Here is a 20455-nt window from a genome sequence, read left to right on the forward strand (position 1 = left end):
GAAAATAAATACTATGAAATATTTAAAATTAATTTTGCTTGTATTTATATTTAATTTAAATATATACTCTCAAACTATAACAGAAAATTCTCTGCCTTTGAGAGCAAAAAATTTTTTAAATCTTAATTTTCCCGGAAATAATATAGAATCAGTTTCATTATATCAAAATGGCGGAGGATATGAAGTAGATATAGATTTCGGATATAAATTTATTTTTTATAATACCGGACTTTGGAAAAAAATATCTATAATCAATGATGAAACTAAAAATATTGGAATACCTAGAAGCTGCATACATAAATCTATGGTTAATGTTATAGATAATGAATATCCTCATTCTAAAATAACTGAGATAGAGCGTAAAGATAAAAATTTTATTATCAAATTAGATGATAAATATTTAATAGAAATCACAGGATACGGTATTATGATAAGTCAGGAAAATTTAGATAATGAGCAGACCGATTCCTCTAATTAAGATGTTATTTCTTTAGCCTTATTGAATGCTATTATAGATTTATCTCTATCACCAATAGCATTGTAAGTGTTAGCAAGCAATATATAAACTTCTTTATTGCTACTGTCTAATTTAACACATTCTTCCAACACATTTACCGCATTGTCATAAAGTCCTGCTGAATAATATGAAAGACCTAAAGAATAATAAGAAGATGAATGGCTATTATTCATTTCTATAGATTTATTTAAATATGATATAGCATTTATATAATCTTTAGTCTCATATAAAGAAATTCCAATATAATAGTATAACAGATAATCCTTATTATCTATATTCAAAGCACTATTAAAAGAAGATACAGCATTATCAAAATCATTAAGCATAAAGAAACATAGTCCCATATTAAAATAGGCAAAATAGTTATTTTTTTCTACTTCTATCACTTTTTTTAATATATCTATAGACTTCTTATATTCGTATTTATCTTTATATGAAATAGCAAGCATATATAGGCTAGTATAATCATACTTATTTAGCTCTATAGCCCTTTCAAAAGATTCTATAGCCTCATCTGTTTTTTTTAGGTTATACATAGCTATACCCAAAGTACGCCAATTAAGATATTCTTTTGGAGCTATCATAAAAGATTTATTTAATACATTTACTGCATCTTCATATCTTCCAACTTCTACATAGCATTTTCCAAGCCAATTAAGGCTTATATAATCATTATTTTCTATTTCACAGGCTTTTTCAAGATGTGCTATAGCATTATAATAATTATTTATCTTAGTATATGATATTCCTATAAGTCGCCATATAGAATAATCATTATCATTTATGAGTAATGCCTCTTTAAAAAGTTCAATAGCTTCTTTATGATTGCCTAATTGAGTATAAAAAACTCCGAAATCTACTCTAGCTTTATGATTATGAGGCTCTCTATTACATATTTCTTTATAATTAGATATCATATTATCTATTTTATTTTGAAGACTATAATCTGATGAATTGTCCATAATTGATTTGATTTCCCTAAAAATAATTATACATATAATAGTATATCTTTAAGTTAATTTTTTCAACTTTTAATTTTAATATATTTTTTTTAAAAATTAAAATATCATTGTAATTTGAAAAAATTTTATTATATTACTTAAATGAGCAATAAAAATTGACAAACCTATTATTTTTGAATATACTATATATAGGTATATAAAAGGAGTTAAAAATGAAAAAAGTTATAATAATAGGAGGCGTTGCTGCCGGAATGAGTGCAGCTGCAAAGGCTAGAAGATTAGATAAAGAGGCTATTATTACAGTTTATGAAAAAACTGATGTTGTATCTTGGGGGGCATGCGGCATGCCTTATTATGTAGGCGGTTTTTATGAAAGTCCTAATACTATGATAGCAAGAACTGCTGAGGCTACTATAAAGTCTGGAATAGACTTAAAAGTTAAGCATGAAGTTTTGAAAATAGATGCTAAAAATAAAAAGGTATTGGTTAAAGATATAATAAATAACAAAGAATTTGAAGATAATTATGATTCGCTTCTTATAGCTACAGGGGCAAAATCAATAATACCTAATATACCAAATATCAATATAGGTAATGTATCAACTTTAAAAGATTTTAGCGACTCTATTAATATGAGAGAAAAAATGAAAGATGCTAATATAAAAAATGTTGTAATATTAGGTGCCGGATTTATAGCCATTGAGGCGGCTCATGCTTTGAAGCATATAGGAAAGAATGTTACTATTATACAGCGTTCAGACAGAGTATTCGGAAATAAATTTGACAAAGAGTTTTCTGATATGGTGATAGAACATATAAAAGAAAATGCCAACTTACATCTAAATGAAAAAGTTCAGTCATTAGAAGCTGACAACAATAATAATGTGAAAGCAGTTGTTACAGACAAAGGAAAATATGATGCCGATTATGTTGTTGTTGCTATAGGAGTTAAACCTAATACTGATTTAGCTAAGGATGCCGGCATAAAATTAATGGATAATGGGGCTATATTAGTTGATAGGGAAGGAAAAACAAATATTGATTCTATATATGCTGCTGGGGATTGTGCTAGTATATATGATAAAGTATTGAATGATCAGACTTATGCTGCACTCGCTACAGGAGCAAATAAATTGGGAAGAATGGTTGCTAGTAATTTAGTAGGAGGACATGAAAAGTTTATAGGAAGTTTAACTAGTGCATGCATACTTGCTTTTGAACTTGAAGCTGCAAGAACAGGAATAACAGAAGAAGAAGCTAAAAAAAGAAATATTAACTATAAAACTGTTACTGTAAAAGATTTAGATCACACTCATTATTATCCTGATTATCAGGACTTGCATATAAAACTTGTATATTTAGCTGACAGCAGAAAGATAATAGGAGGTCAGATATTAGGAAAAAGAGGTGCTGTATTGAGGGCTGATGTTATAGCTGCTTGTATATATGCTGGGCTTACTGTAGATGAATTAGGAATGCTCGATTTGTGTTATGCTCCTCCTTTTGCAAGGACTTGGGATTCTTTGAATGTGGCTGGAAATGCGGCTAAATAAATAATTTAAACCATGCTGCACAATATTAATTGCGGTATGGTTTTTTTGATTTATTTTCACTTCCCCCCTTTATATTTTTTGCTTTATTTTGTTATTGCTGAATTCTTCTTCTTTTTTATCTCAAAGGAAAATATAGAGTCCCACCCAAGTTTTTTTGAATTTATGATTCTTTAACCGTACGCAGAATGAAACTGTAAATATATATTCATTAATAATAACATGTTAATTATATAAAAAATTTGTTTACCGTGCGTGAAATAGATTTAAAATTAAAAAAACACTTGGGCGGGTATGCTTTTTCTCTATAGACTTTAAACATATATAAAGTAGAAATTTATATTTAAATATTGAATTAAAAAGGGCGGGGTATGTAAATAAAATTTTTAATATCCTATTGCAAGTAATTCTATAATTGTATAATAGTACAACTTACAATAGGATATTAAGAATTAATTATTGATTTTTTATACGATGCTTACATACCGGGCATATTGGAGGATTTTCATTTTCAGAATCTATATAACCGCATATATCACATTGCCAATTTGGTATATCCACTTTAGTATCTCTAAGCAAACTTTGAAATTGCTTTTTATGTCCGTCCTCTATTCTAGCAACATTCATAAAAGCCATAGCTAAATCATCAAAGCCCTCTTCTTGTGCTGTTTTAGCATAAGAAAGATACATATCTATAGATTCGTAATTTTCATTGATTATAGACTCTTTTAAATTTTCTTCAGTGCTAAGTATACCATGAAAGTTTTTAAACCATATCTTAGCATGTTCCTGTTCGTTTCTGGCAAATTTTTCATATATAGCTGCTACATCCTCTCTCCCTTCTTCACGGGCTTTTTCAGCATAATACATATATCTGCATCTAGCCATAGCCTCACCTATAAAAGCGTTTCTCAAATTAACTTCAGTTTTAGATCCTTTTAATTTCATACTAGCCTCCGTTATAGATAATTATTATTAAAAAGTATTATATACTAAATAATAAAAAAGTATATAATTATAATATTGAATTTATATTAAATATAACAAATAATACAAATTTAAGACAATAAAAAAACAAGAGCTATAAAGAGAATTTTAGCCCTTGTTTTTATGATATAGTATATTAGTAAGATTATATTATTTTTCTATTTCTCTGATTAGGTTTACCATTTCAATAGCACCCATAGCAGAATCAAAACCTTTGTTTCCAGCTTTAGTACCAGCTCTTTCAATAGCCTGCTCAATGTTTTCAGTAGTTAAAACTCCGAACATTACAGGTACATCAGAGTTAAGCGAAACATTAGCAATACCTTTAGATACTTCAGCACAAACATAATCATAATGAGTAGTAGAGCCTCTTATAACAGCACCAAGACATATAACAGCATCATATTTTTTGGATTTAGCCATTTTAGAAGCTATTAGAGGTATCTCAAAAGCACCCGGCACCCAAGCAACAGAAATATCATCGTCTTTGATATTATGACGAGATAAAGCATCCAAAGCACCACCCAAAAGTTTAGAAACAATAAATTCATTGAATCTGGCACATACTATACCAATTTTAATTGGTTTTTCACTAACGAGTTTTCCTTCAAAAGTTTTCATCTTAACTATCCTTTATTATTGTTATTATTAGGTCTTAATATTTTTATTGGGGTTTCACCCCAAGCCCCAGTTCTTTTGGTGACCCAAAGAACCAAAAAGACTGCAGTTTTCATATTTGACTTTTTTTCATAAAACTTAATAATTTTCTTACACTGTCTTATTGTAGTTTAAAAATATTTATAAGTCATCCGTTATTATAAGCTAACAACTAAAGCACTGACTCTTATGCAAAGGTATTATGAGAAAACTTGTTCGTTACTACACTCACAAGTTTTTTATTTAGTTTATACCTAAACAAATATATTTTGTAAATTTTATTTTTTATATTGTCATTATTTTCGGGGACTAGCCCCCGAACCCCCACTTCTTTTGGACGCTGTCCGCCCGTGGCGTGCCACAAAGAAGCAAAAAGGCTATATTTGAGCTTAATTTTAATAATTTATATTACATGTAAAATAAAGTTAGTATGATTTAGTACTAATTTTACACTTGCACTTTTTGGTTCTTTTTGCGGCGGGAAAAAGAACAATAAAAAATTGACAAACTTAAAAATTTTTAGTATATATAGTTTTCAAAATCTTGTAATTTTTTATTATTTCTATTCTCTTTTAATAGCCTCCGTTTTCAAGTTTTACCTGCGAACCATGCACAAAGCCATGAATTGCATCTTTTCCGTCTTCAGCCTCTGGAGGAAGATAAAATACTTCAAGCCACTTTGTTTCGATATCTTTATAATTCTCATAATCAATACCTGCTCCATTGATAGATAATAAAACTCCCCCATTATAAATCATATCTCTTTTCAAAATCTTTCCTATTATTTTTCCATTTGCTTTATATCTTATATTCACATAATTGTCTTTAGAATTATATTGAAGTTCGTTGTAAGAAACATTTCCTGAATTATAATTATTTTTACTAAAATACTTTGTTTCTACATCACCTAAAGCCTTAAAACCTACAATATCACCGTAAGCCTCTCTTCCTGCATCACCTTCTTCATAAAAACGATAATTTCTAATTGTAACTTCAGCTCTTACAGCAGCAATGCCTAAAAATCTTTTATTCAAAGGTTCTGGTAATTTTACTTCAATATTTTCTAATAAAACACCAAAATCCAATCTGTCAAATTCAACGCCGCTAAAATCCCAAGAATCACCATATTTAGAAGCACATTGATTTTTCAAATCCATTTCAAATGAAGCATATAAAAAAGGAAGATCTACATTATTATCAGGATAAAATCTCAAAGCAGTATAATTATCTCCCATATCATCATTATCAGATCTTTCAAGAACTCCTGTTAATGTAATCTCTCCATCAAAATAAACCATACCATAATCGTTTACATCATAAGCTTGCATTGTATTTTTTGTCACTTTACCATTATCGCTTAAAAGTTCAGAAAAATACGCTTCACTAGGCGGAAATGCCCATAAGAAATTAATGCTTAAAAGAAATAAAATAATTTTTTTCATAATAATTCCTATCATATATAAAAAACTTGTTCGTTAATAAGCCCTGCCATTCTTACGAATAGCAGGCACTCACAAGTTTTTTATTATTGTTATGTTCGCCCACCAAAGGTGCCTTGCCTACGGCACGCAGAGCGTTGGTAGCTAATATAAGCTAGCAACTAAAGTTACTGGCTGCTTCGGCTCATTTTTTTGTTATATATAGTTTTCAAAATCTTGTAATTTTTTATTATTAATTACTATGCGTGTATATATTTTTTAATCTAATATATGTCCCATACGCTCTTTTTTAGTCTTTAAATAAAATGCATCATACTCTGAAGCCTCTATTTGTATAGGCACTCTGTCTTTTATTTCAAGTCCGTAATTATTCAAATACTTTATTTTATCTGGATTATTAGTCATGATTTTTATGCTCTTAATACCCAATTTTTTAAGCATTTGATAAGCCTCATAATATTCACGCATATCATCTCTAAAACCTAAAGCTATATTGGCATCTACCGTATCAAGTCCGCTGTCTTGAAGTTCATAAGCTCTTAATTTATTAACAAGCCCTATACCTCTGCCTTCCTGACGCATATATACCATTATACCTCTGCCTTCAGAAGCAATTTTTCTCATGGCATAATCATACTGCTCTCCGCAGTCGCATCTTTTAGAACCTAATGCATCGCCTGTCAAACATTCAGAATGCACTCTGCAAAGCACATTTTCTCCATTTGAAATGTCTCCCATAGTTAAAACTACATGATGTTCTTTTGTTATTTTATTTACAAAAGTAAGTATTTCAAACTCTCCGTATTTAGTAGGCATTTTTGCTTTAGCATAAAGCTCCATCAAGTCTTCATTCTTTTTTCTATAGTCTATCAAATCAGAAACTGTTATCATTTTAAGATTATGTTTTTTAGCGAAATCAATTAAATCATCTCTTCTCATCATATCGCCGTCATCTCGCATAATCTCGCAGCATAAACCGCATTCTTTTAATCCTGCAAGTCTCATCAAATCAACAGTAGCTTCAGTATGTCCCATTCTTACAAGTACGCCTCCTTCTTTTGCAAGTAATGGAAACATATGACCAGGGCGTCTGAAATCTTCTGGTTTTGACTTTTCATCAACTACTTTTAAAGCTGTAATGGATCTTTCTACTGCTGAAATACCAGTTGTAGTTTCAATATGGTCAATAGATACTGTAAAAGCTGTTTCATGATTATCAGTATTTTTTGTAACCATTTGATTTAAATTAAGTTTATTTGTAATCTCTTTGCTCATAGGCATGCATATCAAACCTTTTGCATAAGTAGCCATAAAGTTTATATTCTCTGTAGTAGCAAACTCAGCTGCACATATTAAATCACCCTCATTTTCTCTATCTTCATCATCAGAAACAACTATTATTTTTCCGTTTCTTAAATCTTCTAAAGCCTCGTCAATAGTACTGTAAATGTTTTCCATTTTTAATGCTCCATTTAATTTTTTTATTCAGCTTTTTCCTAAAAATAAACTGTAAAAAACTGCAAAAAGTTCAAAAATTATTAAAATCCATTTTTAAGTAAAAACTCCATTGTGATATTGGATTTTTTACTATTATTTTCTTTGTCATCTTCTTTAAATGTCAAAAGTCTTTCAACATATTTTCCTATAACATCATTTTCTATATTAACTTTATCACCCTCTTTTTTATAATAAAGTACAGTTTCCTTTAATGTATGAGGAATAACAGCTATAGAAAAAGTATTATCAGTTAAACTTGCAACTGTCAAACTTATTCCATCAACAGCAACAGAGCCTTTCTCTACTATATACTTCATTAATTGTCTAGGTACTTCAATAGTAAGTATAATAGCATTATCATCTTTTTTCATAGACTTAATGCTTCCCACTCCGTCAATATGTCCGCTTACTATATGCCCGCCGAATCTTCCGCTTAAAGTCATTGCTCTTTCAAGATTAACTCTGCTTCCATTTTTTAAACTTCCCAAATTAGTACGGTTCAAAGTTTCCTGAGTAACATCAGCATTGAATATCTTATTATAAAAACTAGACACAGTTAAACAAGTACCATTAACAGCAACACTGTCCCCCAAATGCAAATCATCAAATATTTTGTTTGCTTCTATCGTAATAACTTTGCTCTGTACCGATTTAACAATTCCTATTTCTTCAACTATACCAGTAAACATTATTGATATTTTCTCTCTTAAAATAATTTCTGCACTTTTTCCCGCCGCACACCGCAGGAGGACTTCGTAAAAGTACCAAAAAGTTCAAGTGTAAAATTAATTATATGTAAAACTAATATATTTTACCTATAAATTAATATTTAAATAGTATTCCAAAAATAAATCATCATCTATTTTTGTTATATCTCCTATTTTGAGTTTAAAAGCATTATTAGGATCATCTATCCCTTCGCCTCCTACAGGGCTTTTTGCTTTAACTCCTCCAAATATTTTTGGTGCTATATAAACTAAAACCTTATTTACTAGCCTTTCTTCTATCAAACTAGCATGCAAAGAAGCACCGCCCTCTACATACACACTGTCAATATTTTTTTCTTCTCCTAATATCTTCATTAACTCTTTTAAGCTTACTCTGTTATTATAGCTTTCTGTTTTTATTATTTCAATTCCTAAACTTTCAAGCTCTTTTATTTTTTTATCATCATTACTAATAGTAGCTATAAAAGTTTTTATTTCTTTTGCAGTTTTACAAATATTAGAGTTTAAATCTATTTTTAGAGAACTGTCTAAAATTATTCTTATAGGGTTTCTAGTATTTGGAAGTCTGCAATTAAGTGTAGGATTATCTTCTAGCACAGTATTTATTCCAACCATTATAGCAGAGTATTTATTTCTAAATCTATGAGAATGCTCTCTTGATTTTTCAGAAGTTATCCATTTTGATTTTCCGCTTGAAGTTGCAATTTTACCGTCTATAGTCATAGCATACTTCATAACAACAAAAGGTATTTTATTTGCTATATAATAGAAGAAAACTTCATTTAATTTTCTGCATTCATCTTCAAGTACATTAACTATAACTTCAATTCCAGCCTCTTTTAATTTTTTTATACCATTGCCAGCAACTTTAGGATTAGAATCCACACACCCTATAATAACTTTTTTTATTTTATTTTTTATAATAGCATCAGCACAAGGAGGAGTCTTACCATAATGAGAACAAGGCTCCAAAGTTACATATATACTAGCTCCTTCAACATCTTCTCCTTTTTTTTGGGCATCAAGAAATGCATTAATTTCAGCATGATTTTCTCCGTATTTTTGATGATAACCTATACCTATAACTTTATCATCTTTCACTATCACAGCACCAACCAAAGGATTAGGGCTAGTAAAACCTTCTCCTTTTCTGGCTTCCTCAATAGCCATTTTTATATATTTTTCATGATTATTTTCAAGCATAATGCTATAACTCTTAAAAAATAGTTTTTGCTTTTTAATCTTCGTTTTTTTATTTTTGGCAGGATTTTCTAATAATGTGAAAACAAAAAAACTCTAAATGTTAAATATAACAAATAGAGCCTTAATTTCAATATGCAGAAAGTTTACATTAGTTATCTTCTACCATCCAGACTTTAACTGTCGGTTTTGGAGTTGCACCAAATCGGCTAATTTTGAAAAATAATAATTTTCAAAAAAGCTCGCGGACTTTACCGCCGGTATGGAATTTCACCTAGCCCCGAAGATTTATTATACTAATATTATAATACAAATATTTGCTATTGTCAAGTTATTTCACTATAATACTAAAAACTCATTATTTCGTACCAATAATTATCAAAATATCTGTACATTCCCATTCCCGGCGAATAATAAGTATATATCTCATAAAAATCTCTTAAAGCATCTTTAAACGAAGTATTATCAATATAGCCTTTTCTTGCCATATAAAGAAGTGCTATAGATGGAGATCTGGACATACCGAAATTACAATGAACTAAAACTTCCATATCATTTATATGTTCATCTATAAACTCCATAGCTCTTTTTATCATAGGAAAAGCATATTCAAAAGATAAACTGCTTATATCAAGTAAATTTAAATATAAATCATTATTACTCTGATAAACTTTTTTATCGCCTATATTTCCTCTTACACCTCTTACAAAACAGCTTTGACAAGCATGAACTATAGCTCCTTTAAACTCAGAACAGTCTCTGTCATCTCCTACATATAAATTTTTATATATTTGTTTCATAATAAAAAACTCCAATAAATTTTACATTATAATTAAATAATTTAAATTGTCAATTTTGTTTTACATATTATTAAATATAACAAATAATAATCAAATTAATATTTATTGACTAATTATTTCATTATTATAGAATATAAAAAAATTATGTATTTAAATGATGCATTAACAATCTATACGCACGGTAAAAAATTATATAATAATAAATATATTTATATTATATGCTATTGCTTTGAACTAAAATTATTTAATCGTGCGGTAATTATATAACAAATAAAAAAATATTTGGGTGGGTATTTTTATTTATAATTTAAACAAAAAATATCAAATAATTTATAATGCAAAATAAGATTATAAAATCTTGAGGGTGGGTTCTAATAAATTTTTTTAAAATTATTTACACTTGCCCGCCCTTTAGTTTTATTATTTAAATAGCTAATTTTATTTTTTATTTCTTTAAAGTTTAAACTGAAAAGTTAACGCCCGCCCAAATTTTATTTAAATTGTAATTAATACACCTAAAATTAAAAATCATTTTAAATTATCTTTGAAGAATTGAGACAATTTTTCAAAAGGGATTAAATCTGTTCTGTCATAGAGATCAACATGATTAGCATTAGGTATTATGATTAACTCTTTTGGTTCTTTAGCTTTTTTATACGCATCTTCGCTGAAATATCTTGAATGAGCTTTTTCTCCTGCTATAAAAAGCATTGGTCTTGGTGATATAATGTCAATATTCTCTAAAGGGTAATAATTCATTAAGCTGATGCTGCTTATAACAGACATAGCAGTTGTGGCACGAGGGTGAAAACCTCTCTTTGTACGATAATAACTGTAGAACTCTTTTACTATATCTGGAGCGTTTTCATCTATATTTTCAGGAGTACCTATTTGAAATTGTTTTTCTCCGCCATTATATTCATTCCATCTTTGCATGGAAACTGCTTCAATCATTTTTTTTCTGTCTTCATCAGTTAAAGAATCATACATTCCGTTTCGTGCTACTCTTCCCATATCATACATACTTGCTGCAGCTATTGCTTTTATTCTGCTGTCAATTTTAGCAGCACTTAAAACAAAACTTCCGCTTCCGCATATTCCTATAGCTCCTATTTTGTTTCTGTCAACATAGTTTAATGAACCTATAAAATCTACTGCGGCACTAAAATCTTCTGCGAATGCCTCCGGTGAAGCTGTATAATGAGGAGATCCTCCGCTTTCCCCATTGTATGATGCATCAAACGCTATAGCAATAAAGCCTCTCTCTGCCATAGCCTGAGCATATACTCCGGCAGCCTGTTCTTTTACTGCTCCGTACGGACCTCCTATAACTAATGCCTTATATTTTTGATTGGTATTAATATTTACAGGTGTGTATAAGTCAGCTGCTATATTTATACCTAGTCTGTTATAAAATGATACTTTTTTTACATTTATTTTATCGCTCTTTTTAAAAGTTTTATCCCATTGTAATGTATTGTTCTGTGCCATGATGCTTCCTATAGGAAAAAGCATATATGCTGAAAATAATAAAGCTCTTTTTAAAATATTTTTAAACATTATAATATCCTCCGTTTAATTGTTATAGTCATAGAATATAATAATTAATAAACTATAGCAAATATTTATTGATTATGAATATATATACTTTTTAGGTATTGATTAAAAACTAATAATTTTGTATTATGATAATTATGATGTTAAGTAAAGGAGATTTAAATATATGGAAGTAAGAGCTTTAAAATATTTTTTAACTGCAGTAAGAGAAGGAAACATTACAAAAGCTGCAAAATATCTTAATTTAACACAGCCTAATTTATCACGTCAGATAAACATTTTAGAAAGAGATATAGGACATAAATTATTTGAAAGAAAACATAATAATATAGAGCTTACTCCAGAGGGCATTTTGCTAAAAAAAAGAGCCGAAGAAATATTAAATATGATAGATAAAACAAGGGCAGAGTTTAACTTTGATGATAAGATTATAGCAGGAGACATATTTATAGGGGCAGGGGAGACTTGGGCTATTGCATTGCTTGCCTCTATTATGCGGGATATGCAAAAAGACTATCCTCATATAAAATATAATATTTACAGCGGTAACTCTGAAGATATTACAGAAAAGCTAGATAAAGGATTATTAGATTTTGGTGTATTGATAGATCCAGCCGATTTATCAAAGTACGATTATTTAAAAATGCCTGCCAAAGATACTTGGGGTATTATTATGAGAAGAGATTCAAAGCTGGCACAAAAAAAGTATATAGTAAAAAAAGATTTATATAATATTCCATTAATAGTATCAAGACAGACTATTCAAAATGATATGCAGAATAATGATTTTTTAAAATGGTTGGGAGGAAGTTTAAGCGGTTTAGAGATAGCTGCTACTTATAATTTAATTTACAATGCATTGATTATGGTACGCGAGGGTATGGGGTATGCTTTTGCTTTGGATAGGCTTATAGATAATATGAATAATAAAGATATATGTTTTTTGCCATTAAAGCCTAAATTAGAATCTGGTCTTAATGTTGTATGGAAGAAAAATCAGGAGTTTTCAAGGGCTTCCAAAATATTTTTGGAAAGAATGAATAAAAGTTTTTTATAAAATTAAATTACTTAAATTTAAATAACTGTTCTACATTAGAAAGAATTTCATCAGTACTTTTTGATATTAATGCTCTGCTTCTATTTCTGTAAAAATCATCTTTATCTAAAATAGCTAATATTGAAAATGCTGTTACAACTTTTTCTAATTCTTTTTCAGTCTTTTTTGTAGATACATATTTCATATACAAATGACCAAGTTCATGTGCTATTAATAATCTTTTTTGTTTGTCTTCCAATCTATCATCATAATAAATTATAGCTCCAGCACCAATATTCCTTTTTGCAAAAGTTATAATTTGAGCTTTTCTCTTATTATAAATACTGAAAGGTTCTATTAATATTGGAAATAATCTATAATGCTTAGCTTCCATTAAGGTAAATAATTCCTGCCTCTTTACATCATCTTTTTCAGTATCTATTCTATGCTTTAATTCTTTTTTGACTTTATCATTAATAACATCTTCAATTGCAGAAACCAAATGTGATAGGTAATTTTTAGTTATAAATGGCTGTAAAATATTATTGAAATCATCTATTATGTAATTTATATATTCTTCATTTAAATTCAAAGAAGCTGATATTTTTTTTATATCTAATGGATCAATATTCAAAATAGCCTCCAAGAACCTTCAACAAAAGCAGATAGAATTGCTAAATAATTATCTTCATCTGTATAATCACCTGGAACATCAAATACTTCATCTATTGACATAACATCTTTTAGAATATTCTCTTTCTGCTTAAAATCTGTTATATTTTGAGATTTGAAAAAATCTTCTACCTGATTTTTTGTTGTTAATTGGATTATATCTTCTTTCTTATAATTATACATAAAATCCTCCTAAAAATTTTGATAAATTTATCAGATTTTATCATTTGTTATAAATATAATCTTATTTAAGAAAAATGTCAAGTGAATATAACTTTAGATAGTAATGTCTAAAATAGTTTCGCATTGTATATAGTATATATATTAATAAAAAGATTATTAGTTTATAATAAATTTTATGATATAATATTAAAAAATATTAGGGATTATCTATGAATAAAGAATATATAAATATTATAAAAAAATATATTGAAGAGATAAACTTCATCAAAGAGAAAGGCTCTTCTAATGAACATAGCTATAGAACGCCTTTAGAGAATATGCTTAAATTTTTCTCTGTTAGTTTATATCCAGATAAAAGCATAAAAATTGTTCAGGAATCAAGCATAGATGATGAAGATGATAAAAAGATATTCCCAGACTTTACCATAGTTAATGAAGATGATAAACTTATAGGATTTGCTGAGTGCAAGGATACTGATTTTGATTTGTATAAAGCTATTAACGGCAAAGGCAGTTATAAAAAATATAAAGAACAGCTTATAAAATATTTGTATATTCATAATAATTTAATATTTACTGATTATATTAATTTTATTTTACTTTCAAAAGAAGATGACGGAAATATTATTATAAAAGATGATGTATGCCTTTATGATGATGAGGCAAAAAATAAAAAAGATAAGTCAGAAGAAAATTATAAAAAACTTATAAATATATTTGATATGTTTTTTTCTGCCAAGTCGAAAGATATTGATAAAAAAGATTATTTTCTTTCTCTTCTTGCTAGAAGAACAAAAATTTTAAGAGATTTTATAAATTTAGAATTATTAAATAAAGAATCATATTTAAGCAGAGATGTAAAGGGGCTGTTTGAAAGCACTTTATTTAAAGATTTGAGCGATAAAGATTTTGCAGATGCCTTCTCACAGATTATCACTTTCTCATTATTATTTTACAGACTAAGCAAAAGAAAGAATGCTGACTTAAACAGTTTTAAGGATATGCCGGACTATATACCAATATTTAAAGAGTTTCTTTTGAAAATAGATATAAATGATTTTAATAATAACGGTATATTTTATTCTATAGTATCAATAATGAATGCGGTTAATTCTTATAATGAAAATATATTTTACGGAGAGCTGTCATATAGAGAAAATCATGATAAAGAAGATCCATTTATATATATGTATGAATATTTCTTGAAAGAGTTTGACGAGAAAACAAGAAATGCCAGAGGCGTATTTTATACTCCTATAGAGGCTGTGAGATATATTATAAAATCTATAGATGAACTTTTGAAAGATAAACTCAATATAAGCGAGGGACTTTACGGAGAGAATGTGCATATACTAGACTTTGCTTCTGGCACTGGAACATTTATGCTTGGGGCAATAGAGCTTGCATATAATAATGCCAAATCAAGCGGTATAGGAGGCGTATTGGAAAAAATAGTTTCAGATTTTATATTAAAAAGGCTTTACGGATTTGAGTTTTTAATAGTGCCTTATGTATTGGCACATTTTAGAATACATGAATACTTGAAAGATTTGAATTATGATTATAAAAGCAGGGAGAGACTGCAGTTATATTTAACAAACACTTTGGATAATAGTGCTGGCGGTTATGTGGCAATGTTTCCGAATATGAAGGCAGAAGCAGATATGGCTTATAAAATAAAAAATGAAGAGCCTATACTCGTTATAATGGGAAATCCTCCTTATAATTCAAAGTCTGAGGAAATAAACTGTAAGGAATGGATAATAGATTTATTAAAAGATTATAAAAAAGATTTAACTGTTACAGAAAAACAAAAATTAAATGATGATTATATAAAATTTTTAAGATTCGCTCATTGGAAAATGGAAAAAAGCAAGCAAGGTGTAGTAGGTGTAATAGTAAATAATTCTTTTATAGATGGTTTAAGTCATAGAGAAATGCGTAATCAGCTAATGAAAACCTTTGATGAAATATATATTTTTGATTTGCATGGTAATACAAATAAAGGAGAAAAATGCCCAGACGGAAGTCAGGACTTTAATATTTTTAATATAAAAAATGTAGGAGTGTGCATAGCATTATTCGTAAAGACAGGACTAAAAAATAATAAAAACAGAGGCGTATATTTTCAGGAGATTTTCGGAAAGCAGAATTATAAAAAAGAATATTTGATTGATAAATCTGTAAATACAGACATAGAAAATAAAAAATGGAAAAAATTAGAAGATGATGAGAAATGGCATTGGTTTACTGAAGTAAAAAGCAATGAAAAATATCTAAACGATTTTAAAGGTTTGCATGAAATTTTTGAAAATATAAATAGTGGTATTCAAACAGAAAAAGATGAGTTAATAATTCATTTAAACGAAAATAATTTAGATATTGCTTTAAATGATATAAAAACTTTAGATGTAGAAAATTTGTGCAGTAAATATAATTTGAAAATATCAAAAAATAAAATTGAATGTTTATATGAAGCCAAAAATGAGGTATTGAATAATGAAGGGCTTAAAACATTAATACATTACAGACCATTTGATTTTAGAAAAATTTATTATACATCAAAAAGTAACGGCTGTATAGGAAGACCTAGATATGATATAATGAAACATTTTATAAACAGAGAAAATATAGGATTAGTGTTCCCACGTCAAATAGCTGGAGGATATGGTTTTGAGCATGGTTTAGTATCTAACTATATTATAGACAGAACGACTGGAGGGGCTAAAACAGGTTCTGAAACAAATTTCGCTCCCCTATATCTATATGAGGATATTAATGCGTCTTCCGATTTAAATTTTGATGAGGAATGCAAGCCTAATTTCAAGGCATCTTTTCTTGATTTCCTCAAAAAATACTTAAATGGCTCTCTAATCAAAAGCGAAGACTGCCCATACAAAATACTTTCCTATATCTACGCCGTGCTTTATGCTCCTACATACCGCTCACGCTACAAAGAAGACCTCAAGTATGATTATCCGCGTATTCCTTTTACTGATGACAGCTCTCTATTTTCTTCGCTTTCTTCCTTAGGCTCTGACCTCATAGATTTGCATCTGCTTAAAAAAGTACCTTCACCTTCTTCCTCTTACCCTATATCAGGAGATCACAATATTGACTTTTGCAAATTTGAAGATGGAAAAATTAAAATCAACTCTTCACAATATTTCGACAATGTAAGCGAACAAGTGTACAATTATTCAATCGGAGGCTACAAGCCTATAGAAAAATATATAAAGGCTCGCGAAACTCTCACTCTTAACGACATTATGCATATACAGAAAGTTATTGCTGTTATTGGAAGGACTATTGAGCTTCAAGGCAGTATTGATGAGGTTTATAAGAAAATTGATAAATAGGGCTGCAATATACAGTGATTTAATATACTGTATAAAGAATTGATTCACTTGACAAATATTATTTTTATGCTAAAATTTATATAGAGAGAATTTATATATTTCCGAAATAATTGTAAATATAAAAGGAGGGATTATGTATTATAATAACACAAAAGAAGAAAAAAAACTACTTAATCTCGCCTTGAAACATAGAGAAGAATTAACTCAAAATGATTTTGACAATATTGTAAATTTCTGTTATAGCAGAATATTGCAAAAAGAAATTAATAATTCTATAGAAAAATATATAACTCCTACATATAATAAAATAATCAAAAGAGCAATAGAAAAGTAATATGTCAAATAATAAAGATAATTCTAGTAAAGAACAAAAGCAAAATTTTATTAATAAAAATTAATTATAACTTATAAAAATTGATTATATTATAAAGTTTTATATAATCAAAGGAGGTGTTATTATGTATGATGAAAGAATTGATTCAGTTCTTCTTGCTAAATATATAATACAGCAGGCACAAAAAAAAGGCATATATGATATGTCAATTACAAAATTGCAGAAACTCCTTTATGCTTTAGACGGCGGATTATTATCACATAATATAAATGCAGTTGATGAGTATTGTCAAGCTTGGCAGTATGGACCAGTATATCCCAAAGTATTTACAAAAATAAACCCTGAAGATTTCAATAAAAATTATGATAATCTAAATATAGATGAAATTGATAGTAAAGAACATGCCAATATTATAAAAAAAATGGTTGAAGTAGTATTAGATAATTTTGGTCAGTATAGTGCAGGAAAACTATCTGCTTGGAGTCATAGGGAAGGAAGTCCTTGGAGTCAAACACCAAAAAATGAAAAAATAAGTAAACTTTTAATGAAGGAATATTTTTCAAGATGAGCAGTAATGATTCAAAAAATATTTCTGATGAAAATTTAGAAAATACTTTTAAAGATGATATTGAAGATATTAATAATTCAACCCCGAGTAATAAAGAAGAAAATACTTTAAATGAATTAAAAATTCAACAACTTGAAGAAGAAATAAAAAATTTAAAAAATGATAGAAAATTAAAAACAAAGACTTTAAAATTTGTTCAAATTATTATAATGTTTAATATTATAACAACTATAGCTTTATTAATAGGATATCCTATAATATATCTCATAACAGGAAAACAAATATATAGCGAAAAATTTCTTGGGTTTATTACAGGCTCACAATTAATAGTCATGCCGCTTGCTATACTGCAAATTATAACTAAACATCTATTTCCAAATAAAAAAGATGATGATAAGTAAATCTATTTTATTTGAAAGTAATAAAAAATAAATTAACTTTGAAACATATATAAAAAACTCCCAAGCAAATTAATACCTGAGAGTTTTCCTTAATTAATGATTAACTGTATATTATTTTAGATTGTCATTAAAAAACTGTGTTATTTTCTCAAAAGGTATTTTTGACATATCATCATATAATGAAACATGGTCTGCATCTTCTATTATTACTAATTCTTTATTATTGCCAGATATTTCACTGTAAACATCTTCAGAATAATATCTTGAATGAGCTCTGTCGCCTGCTATTAAAAGTACAGGAGTAGTATCCAAATCCCCAAGATTATCCATCAAATTAAAGTTCCAGAAAGAAAAAGGCATAGTAGCAGTCCAAGAAGTAACAAAGTTTATAGCACGAGGGTGATAAGCTCTTTTTGCATAATAGTTGTAAAAGGCAGCAAATACTGGGTCGGCATTCTCTGGAAGCTCTTCAGGTACAACCATAGCAGAAGCCTGTATATTATTATTTGCATCAAAAGTAGGCTCATGATTACCCAAAGCATAATTTCCATTTTCAGCATCTTTCCAACGCTGCTCGCTTAAATATTCTCTTATTTTTCTTCTTTGCTCTTTTGTATAATAATCTTGATGTCCTTTGCTCATATCTCTTGACATATCATACATTGAAGCAGTTGCTACAGCTTTAATTCTAGTATCCGTACCAGCAGCAGTTATAGCCATACCAGAAAGCCCGCATATACCTATTGCTCCAATACGGTTTCTATCTACATAATCAAGAAGCCCTAAATAATCTACAGCAGCACTGTAATCTTCTGTGAATATATCAGGTGAAGCATTGTTTCTAACTTCTCCCCCGCTTTCACCTGTGAAAGACGGATCAAAAGCTAAGGCTACAAAACCGTTATTAGCCATTTCCTGAGCGTATAAACCAGATGCCTGTTCCTTAACTGCTCCGAATGGTCCAGACACTACCAATGCAGGATTTTTTTTATTGCTGTAGTCTTGAGGCAAATATAAATGTCCTGCTATCTCTATACCATAGCGATTTTTGAATCTTACTTCTTTCATTTCAATATTTGTGTAAACTGTGAATACTCTGCTGTCCATATTATCTCCTTTTTGTGAATTATTATTTTGTGTGCTGTTATTATTACAAGAAATTATAAATGCTAGTAATAATAAAATTGATGATATTGTTTTTTTCATATTTTCTCCTTTATTTTAATTTTTTATTTAATTTGCTATTTTTAATCTATTTATTTCTTTTATAATTTTAGCAGGCATACCTCCTACTATCACATTTGAAGGTACATCTTTATTAACCAAAGCTCCTGCTGCTATTATAGAGTTGTCTCCTATAGTTACACCAGAAAGTATATGTACCCCTGAACCTATCCATACATTATTTCCAATTACTACTTTTTTTGGGTAAGTTATACTTCTGTATTCTACTTCTATTCCATGATTGAGTGTTGAAATAGTGGCATTCATTCCTATAAATACATTATCTCCTATAACAATGCCGCCTCTATCCTGAAATGAACATCCGCAGTTGAAAAATACATTCTTTCCTATCTTTATATTCTTTCCAAAGTCAGTATAAAATGGAGGAAAGCATGTGAAACTTTTATCTATTTTTTCTCCTGTAAGCTCTTCAAATAATTCTCTTACTTCATCTGTAGTATGATATTTATTATTGATTTCCATAGTGATTTTTATTGCATTTTGTGAGCATTCATATAAAAGCGGTGATAATTCTTTATCTTCGCTTGATATTGGATTGCCCTCTTTGCAGTATTTAATAAACTCTTCCATATTCATTTTAGTTTTTCCTTATGTTTTTGATTTATTTGTATTTTACAGAAAAATTAAATTATATCAAATAATTATGTGTTATATATTTTTATACCTAAAAAGTATAATTTTATTATTTAGATTAATAAATATAGTTAATATTATATATTATTGATTAATTTGATATTAATATATATAATGATATTTAAAATAG

At 28.4% G+C, this 20455-nt stretch carries 20 protein-coding genes and 1 riboswitch; of the genes, 7 read left to right on the plus strand and 13 right to left on the minus strand.

What is annotated here, in order from left to right; all coding sequences use genetic code 11:
• Nucleotides 1-13: 13 nt before the first annotated feature.
• A complete protein-coding gene (locus BHAMNSH16_RS08595; RefSeq protein WP_069731629.1) occupies nucleotides 14-478 on the plus strand; it encodes a PepSY-like domain-containing protein in 465 nt (154 codons plus the stop codon).
• On the opposite strand, the gene BHAMNSH16_RS08600 is transcribed toward BHAMNSH16_RS08595, so the two are convergent.
• Complete coding sequence (locus BHAMNSH16_RS08600) at nucleotides 475-1479, minus strand: tetratricopeptide repeat protein (RefSeq protein ID WP_008727352.1); 1005 nt, start codon at nucleotides 1477-1479, stop codon at nucleotides 475-477. The two genes, BHAMNSH16_RS08595 and BHAMNSH16_RS08600, sit on opposite strands and share 4 nt — an antisense overlap.
• A 212-nt stretch (nucleotides 1480-1691) precedes the next feature.
• Between BHAMNSH16_RS08600 and BHAMNSH16_RS08605 the strand changes: the two genes are divergently transcribed.
• A complete protein-coding gene (locus BHAMNSH16_RS08605; RefSeq protein WP_008727354.1) occupies nucleotides 1692-3032 on the plus strand; it encodes a CoA-disulfide reductase in 1341 nt (446 codons plus the stop codon).
• Nucleotides 3033-3485: 453 nt separating this feature from the next.
• On the opposite strand, the gene BHAMNSH16_RS08610 is transcribed toward BHAMNSH16_RS08605, so the two are convergent.
• The 8 genes from BHAMNSH16_RS08610 to BHAMNSH16_RS08645 form a co-directional block, all read right to left on the minus strand.
• Nucleotides 3486-3977, minus strand: a complete 492-nt coding sequence (locus BHAMNSH16_RS08610; RefSeq protein WP_008727356.1) for a rubrerythrin family protein — start codon at nucleotides 3975-3977, stop codon at nucleotides 3486-3488.
• 189 nt (nucleotides 3978-4166) lie between these two features.
• On the minus strand, nucleotides 4167-4637 hold the full coding sequence (gene ribH, locus BHAMNSH16_RS08615; RefSeq protein ID WP_008727357.1) for a 6,7-dimethyl-8-ribityllumazine synthase: 471 nt from the start codon (nucleotides 4635-4637) through the stop codon (nucleotides 4167-4169).
• A 608-nt stretch (nucleotides 4638-5245) separates the two neighbouring features.
• Nucleotides 5246-6115, minus strand: a complete 870-nt coding sequence (locus BHAMNSH16_RS08620) for a hypothetical protein (protein WP_008727358.1) — start codon at nucleotides 6113-6115, stop codon at nucleotides 5246-5248.
• 255 nt (nucleotides 6116-6370) lie between these two features.
• Nucleotides 6371-7570 (minus strand): bifunctional 3,4-dihydroxy-2-butanone-4-phosphate synthase/GTP cyclohydrolase II, encoded by a 1200-nt coding sequence (locus tag BHAMNSH16_RS08625; protein ID WP_008727360.1) that lies wholly within the window; start codon nucleotides 7568-7570, stop codon nucleotides 6371-6373.
• An 80-nt stretch (nucleotides 7571-7650) separates the two neighbouring features.
• Nucleotides 7651-8298: a riboflavin synthase gene (locus tag BHAMNSH16_RS08630; RefSeq protein ID WP_008727361.1), complete on the minus strand. Its 648-nt coding sequence runs from the start codon at nucleotides 8296-8298 to the stop codon at nucleotides 7651-7653.
• A 126-nt stretch (nucleotides 8299-8424) separates the two neighbouring features.
• A complete protein-coding gene (gene ribD, locus BHAMNSH16_RS08635; RefSeq protein WP_008727363.1) occupies nucleotides 8425-9540 on the minus strand; it encodes a bifunctional diaminohydroxyphosphoribosylaminopyrimidine deaminase/5-amino-6-(5-phosphoribosylamino)uracil reductase RibD in 1116 nt (371 codons plus the stop codon).
• Between the two features lie 150 nt (nucleotides 9541-9690).
• Nucleotides 9691-9829, minus strand: a riboswitch (FMN riboswitch).
• Nucleotides 9830-9884: 55 nt separating this feature from the next.
• Nucleotides 9885-10337 (minus strand): protein-tyrosine phosphatase family protein, encoded by a 453-nt coding sequence (locus BHAMNSH16_RS08640; protein WP_008727364.1) that lies wholly within the window; start codon nucleotides 10335-10337, stop codon nucleotides 9885-9887.
• 528 nt (nucleotides 10338-10865) lie between these two features.
• Entirely contained in the window at nucleotides 10866-11897 is a 1032-nt protein-coding gene (locus tag BHAMNSH16_RS08645) for an alpha/beta hydrolase (protein WP_008726908.1), read from the minus strand.
• Between the two features lie 163 nt (nucleotides 11898-12060).
• Here BHAMNSH16_RS08645 and BHAMNSH16_RS08650 point away from each other — a divergent pair, with 163 nt between their 5' ends.
• Nucleotides 12061-12951, plus strand: coding sequence for a LysR family transcriptional regulator (locus BHAMNSH16_RS08650; protein ID WP_008726909.1), 891 nt, complete (start codon nucleotides 12061-12063; stop codon nucleotides 12949-12951).
• 7 nt (nucleotides 12952-12958) lie between these two features.
• On the opposite strand, the gene BHAMNSH16_RS08655 is transcribed toward BHAMNSH16_RS08650, so the two are convergent.
• Together BHAMNSH16_RS08655 and BHAMNSH16_RS08660 are read right to left on the minus strand one after the other, a co-directional pair.
• Complete coding sequence (locus BHAMNSH16_RS08655) at nucleotides 12959-13564, minus strand: ImmA/IrrE family metallo-endopeptidase (protein WP_069731628.1); 606 nt, start codon at nucleotides 13562-13564, stop codon at nucleotides 12959-12961.
• On the minus strand, nucleotides 13561-13785 hold the full coding sequence (locus tag BHAMNSH16_RS08660; protein ID WP_069731627.1) for a hypothetical protein: 225 nt from the start codon (nucleotides 13783-13785) through the stop codon (nucleotides 13561-13563). Before BHAMNSH16_RS08660 ends, BHAMNSH16_RS08655 begins: the two co-directional genes overlap by 4 nt.
• A gap of 209 nt (nucleotides 13786-13994) precedes the next feature.
• Between BHAMNSH16_RS08660 and BHAMNSH16_RS08665 the strand changes: the two genes are divergently transcribed.
• The 4 genes from BHAMNSH16_RS08665 to BHAMNSH16_RS08680 all read left to right on the plus strand — a co-directional run bounded on the left by BHAMNSH16_RS08665 (nucleotide 13995) and on the right by BHAMNSH16_RS08680 (nucleotide 18447).
• Nucleotides 13995-17144: a type ISP restriction/modification enzyme gene (locus BHAMNSH16_RS08665; RefSeq protein ID WP_008726912.1), complete on the plus strand. Its 3150-nt coding sequence runs from the start codon at nucleotides 13995-13997 to the stop codon at nucleotides 17142-17144.
• A 133-nt stretch (nucleotides 17145-17277) separates the two neighbouring features.
• Nucleotides 17278-17478, plus strand: a complete 201-nt coding sequence (locus tag BHAMNSH16_RS08670) for a hypothetical protein (RefSeq protein ID WP_008726913.1) — start codon at nucleotides 17278-17280, stop codon at nucleotides 17476-17478.
• 124 nt (nucleotides 17479-17602) lie between these two features.
• Nucleotides 17603-18046, plus strand: coding sequence for a Panacea domain-containing protein (locus tag BHAMNSH16_RS08675; protein ID WP_069731626.1), 444 nt, complete (start codon nucleotides 17603-17605; stop codon nucleotides 18044-18046).
• Nucleotides 18043-18447, plus strand: a complete 405-nt coding sequence (locus BHAMNSH16_RS08680) for a hypothetical protein (protein WP_008726915.1) — start codon at nucleotides 18043-18045, stop codon at nucleotides 18445-18447. The genes BHAMNSH16_RS08675 and BHAMNSH16_RS08680 overlap by 4 nt, the downstream gene beginning before the upstream one ends.
• Nucleotides 18448-18558: 111 nt before the next feature.
• On the opposite strand, the gene BHAMNSH16_RS08685 is transcribed toward BHAMNSH16_RS08680, so the two are convergent.
• Together BHAMNSH16_RS08685 and BHAMNSH16_RS08690 are read right to left on the minus strand one after the other, a co-directional pair.
• Entirely contained in the window at nucleotides 18559-19653 is a 1095-nt protein-coding gene (locus tag BHAMNSH16_RS08685) for an alpha/beta hydrolase (protein WP_008726916.1), read from the minus strand.
• A gap of 27 nt (nucleotides 19654-19680) precedes the next feature.
• Nucleotides 19681-20268, minus strand: coding sequence for a DapH/DapD/GlmU-related protein (locus BHAMNSH16_RS08690; RefSeq protein ID WP_008726917.1), 588 nt, complete (start codon nucleotides 20266-20268; stop codon nucleotides 19681-19683).
• Between the last annotated feature and the right edge of the window lie 187 nt (nucleotides 20269-20455).

The organism is Brachyspira hampsonii (assembly GCF_002214805.1).
In the GTDB taxonomy this organism is placed as follows: domain Bacteria; phylum Spirochaetota; class Brachyspiria; order Brachyspirales; family Brachyspiraceae; genus Brachyspira; species Brachyspira hampsonii.